The organism is Paenibacillus sp. 01T422 (genome assembly GCF_056398785.1).
On sequence record NZ_JBFTQB010000711.1, the window covers coordinates 1 to 3,453 of the forward strand.

The window sequence follows — 3,453 nt, forward strand, 5'->3', positions numbered from 1 at the left end:
ATAGTAAATAATTTAAATTAAATTTTCGTGGTAGCTTTAATGCAACGCTAGTGGAATTTCTCTAGTTAATTCAGCCGAAATTGGACATATTCTCAAACTATCGACGATTTAACTGTAGTTTCGCCAGTTATTTAATTCCCTGACTTCGCAGGGATTCAATTAGAGGTAGTTTTTCCTTTTATCCCACTTCGGCATTTAACGCGAAGCCGCAAGCAGGCGTGCCGCTTTGTCTGTGACCCATTCGAAGCGGCCGGCCTCGATTTCTTTTAGATTAATAAGTGAACCGCCGATTCCTAAGCCGTAGCAGCCCAAATCCACAAATTGCTTAATGTTCTCCTCGGTTACGCCACCAACAGCCATCATTGGAATATGGTCCAGCGGCCCCATCAGTTCCTTGATGTAAGTGAGTCCAAGACTGGCGCTTGGGAATATTTTAATGGCTGTCGCGCCAGCTTTCCACGCTTTCACGACCTCCGTCGGAGTCATCGCTCCCGGGAAAATCGGGATCCCTTCGCGGCTTGCATAACGGATGACATCCTCGTCCAAATTCGGAGTAACGAGGAAAGAGGCGCCGGCCTGAACAGCTTTCTGCGCATCCTCCACATCGAGTACGGTACCTGCACCAATATACATTTGTTCACTGAGCTTAGCCTGCAGCTCGCTAATCATCCCCAATGCGCCAGGTGTGTTGAGCGTTACCTCCATAACAGTAACCCCGCCTTTCAAAAGCGCCTCTGCTAGTGAGAAAATGTGGGCTTCCTTCACGCCTCGAACAATGGCGATAATGCGCGTTMGTTCGATTTCCTTCAATCCTTGCTCTCGATTCATGTGGCTCCTCCAGATGTTCATTTGTTTTTCATTATGACAGGTCCCAGAAATTTTTCCAGTTTTTTTGTGTCAAAACAAGCTGCTCCTACCTATACTGTAGTAATTCATAGGCATTCGTCTAGAAGCCGTCATCAATCTAAGCAGTTTGCAGACTCAGGAGGTGCCCGTCATGACATGGATGGAGATTAGTGCAGCTAGCTCAGCTCTTGCTTTTATGGTTCTCGTCGTCTTTGCCGTTCGCATGCTGATTACAGCAAAACGCATGTTACAACAACTCAGCGATACAGTTGCTCAAACGGAACAGCATGTAGCGAAGGCGGCAGGGGAAGCCGAGCACTTGCTGAAACAAGCGGGACAGCTGACCGAAGAGGTGCACTTGCAGGTGCTGGCGTTAGAGTCAACCGTTCAATCCATCGAGAAGACTGGAGCAGCTATAGGGGATGTCGCTTCAGTCGTTCGCAAAGGTGCACGAATGATGAATGAGTCGCTTCACGGTGCGGAAAAGGTTGTACATACCCACCATAAGCGTATACAGGACGTCATGGAGTGGGCAACGACGGGTTATGAGCTGTGGCAAAGATGGCAGGCGAATCGGAAAGCCAAATCAGACCATTAAGGAGTGGATTTCACATGGCAAGCGAAAAAAAAGGTAAAGATCTTCTCATCGGCGCGATTGTTGGAGGTTTACTGGGCGCAGCAACAGCTCTGCTGTTCGCACCGAAATCCGGACGCGAGCTAAGAAGCGACATTGTGGAGAATGCCAAAACGGTGAGTGACAAGACCGTACAACTAGCCAACTCTGTTTCGCAAAAAACGCAAGAGGTTGCAAAATCCGTAAGCACGACAACGACTGATTTCGTAGGCAAAGCCAAAGACACGGCAACCAATGTGGTAGATACGGTTCGTTCCTGGAAAGAGTCCAAGATTGACGATGCGGAGTTGCAAGATGACGAGGAAGTCTCGGAAGCAGCAGAAGATTTAGTCATCCTAGGAAATCGTTAATATGCACGAAAAAGCAGCAAACTCTATGATTAGAGCTTGCTGCTTTTTCATTTACCACTTGGATGGGTCGATTTTGCGAATGTCCAAGCCTTCCCAGACGTTCTTGATGGGAGCCGTTTCCGGATGTTCGAAGAGCAGCCATGCCGTAGGAAGATACCTCTCTCCGTATTCACTCGATGGCTTGTTGATGATGGCATTATTGTGCACAAGAACGGTAGAGGCACCACCGTCTAGATTAGCGGCAGTGACAGCGCCATGCTCCAGGAATATCTCTTGAATATCGTACAGCGTCGCACCTATGCTGTGCTTTTGTCTGCCGTCGATGACAGCGAATAGAATGGAGCCGTCTTTGGTTTGCGCCATGCTGGTTCGCGGAGCAATACCCCAGCCGTCAGCTTGGCTTTTGATTTGTCCAACGCCATTGACAATGAACCGCGGGGAGAAGGAAACAGCTTCCTGAACCCCCATTGCCACCAGTTCGGAAACTTTATATTTGCCGGCGATCATACGACCTTCTTTATCGATGCCGACCACTTGCACAGTGCCGTTCATGCCTTTGTCGTTGTAGAAGATTTTGCCCCCGGAGATGACGATACCTTCCGGTTGAAACCCATTCCCCTCCCAGTTGGGGTCGATGAAGCCTCCTCSGTTCACGCCGAGGATTGCTCCCGTTCTTTTGACCATGGAGGATACCTTCTCGCCTTTGCCCACTTTCTCAGGTACGGCAATTCGAAGCTTTTTTGGATCCGAAATGGTGACAAGCTGTCCTTTGAAATTCGTCCCTGATATCGGTTCGATGGTCACGAGCTCCTTCTTGACTGCCGCCGCCGGGGCTGTAGAGCTCACAGGTTCAATCTGAACAATTCCTTTATCTTTCTCATCGCCCATTTCGTCAAACTGCTTCCAATAGGCTTCCACGCGCTTCTGCAATTCCTCGGAGCCAATTAAATATTTGGCCCAATCCCGATGCTGTGTTGTAATCAAAGTATCCGCCATCATGAGCCGAATGCTCGTGCCAGACGATGTAAGGAAAAACCAACATAAGGACAAGATAGAAAGAAGTACAAAACTTAGAATCGTATACAGAAAAAAACGCATGCCCACAGAACGTTTTCTGTTCTTTCTCGCTAGTCGAGATTGTGTGGGGGTGGTCTGTTGTACAGCCATGAATTCATTACCAACCCTCTCTACCAAAAAATCAATTCAAACGACCTTTATAGATAGACGAAAAAAAAGGAGTAAAGTTTCATTCTTGATGAACTTTACTCCTTTTTAATAAAGGTTATTAAATTGGTCGCTTTACCGAGGAGAGCAATGAATCTGCTGCGGAAGGACGCTCGTAGTGAAATTCTAAGCCCATGCCCGTATTCCGAGCTACGCTGCGCACAATGAGATCGTGGTACTTCTTTTGGCGGATCGCAGCAATAATAACAAATTTCGAGATGCCGAGAGCGTCAAAATAAAGTTTTCCTTCTCTTTCATTATACTTTTGAACATGATTCATATTGACGAAAAGGTCGGTATCCATCTTTTTAAAACCCATTTCCTCAAGCTTATCCATGAAAAGACTGAAATCAAGCAAGGAATTTACGGCCTGGCTTATACGTTCAAAACGAGTATGAT

At 47.3% G+C, this 3,453-nt stretch carries 4 protein-coding genes and 1 pseudogene; 2 read left to right on the plus strand and 3 right to left on the minus strand.

From position 1 onward, the window contains the following. Positions 1-195: 195 nt before the first annotated feature. On the minus strand, positions 196-828 hold the full coding sequence (locus AC1DUA_RS29540) for a bifunctional 4-hydroxy-2-oxoglutarate aldolase/2-dehydro-3-deoxy-phosphogluconate aldolase (protein ID WP_477503139.1): 633 nt from the start codon (positions 826-828) through the stop codon (positions 196-198). A gap of 169 nt (positions 829-997) precedes the next feature. On the opposite strand from AC1DUA_RS29540, the gene AC1DUA_RS29545 reads away from it, so the two are divergent. Next, the gene (locus AC1DUA_RS29545) at positions 998-1,444 is read left to right on the plus strand and encodes a DUF948 domain-containing protein (protein ID WP_477503140.1); all 447 of its coding nucleotides are present in this window, start codon (positions 998-1,000) and stop codon (positions 1,442-1,444) included. A 14-nt stretch (positions 1,445-1,458) separates the two neighbouring features. Continuing rightward, positions 1,459-1,830, plus strand: a complete 372-nt coding sequence (locus tag AC1DUA_RS29550; RefSeq protein WP_477503141.1) for a YtxH domain-containing protein — start codon at positions 1,459-1,461, stop codon at positions 1,828-1,830. A gap of 51 nt (positions 1,831-1,881) precedes the next feature. On the opposite strand, the gene AC1DUA_RS29555 is transcribed toward AC1DUA_RS29550, so the two are convergent. Next, entirely contained in the window at positions 1,882-2,997 is a 1,116-nt protein-coding gene (locus tag AC1DUA_RS29555; RefSeq protein ID WP_477503142.1) for a phosphodiester glycosidase family protein, read from the minus strand. Positions 2,998-3,115: 118 nt separating this feature from the next. Then, positions 3,116-3,453 (minus strand): annotated as a pseudogene (locus AC1DUA_RS29560) (helix-turn-helix domain-containing protein); the annotation flags it as partial.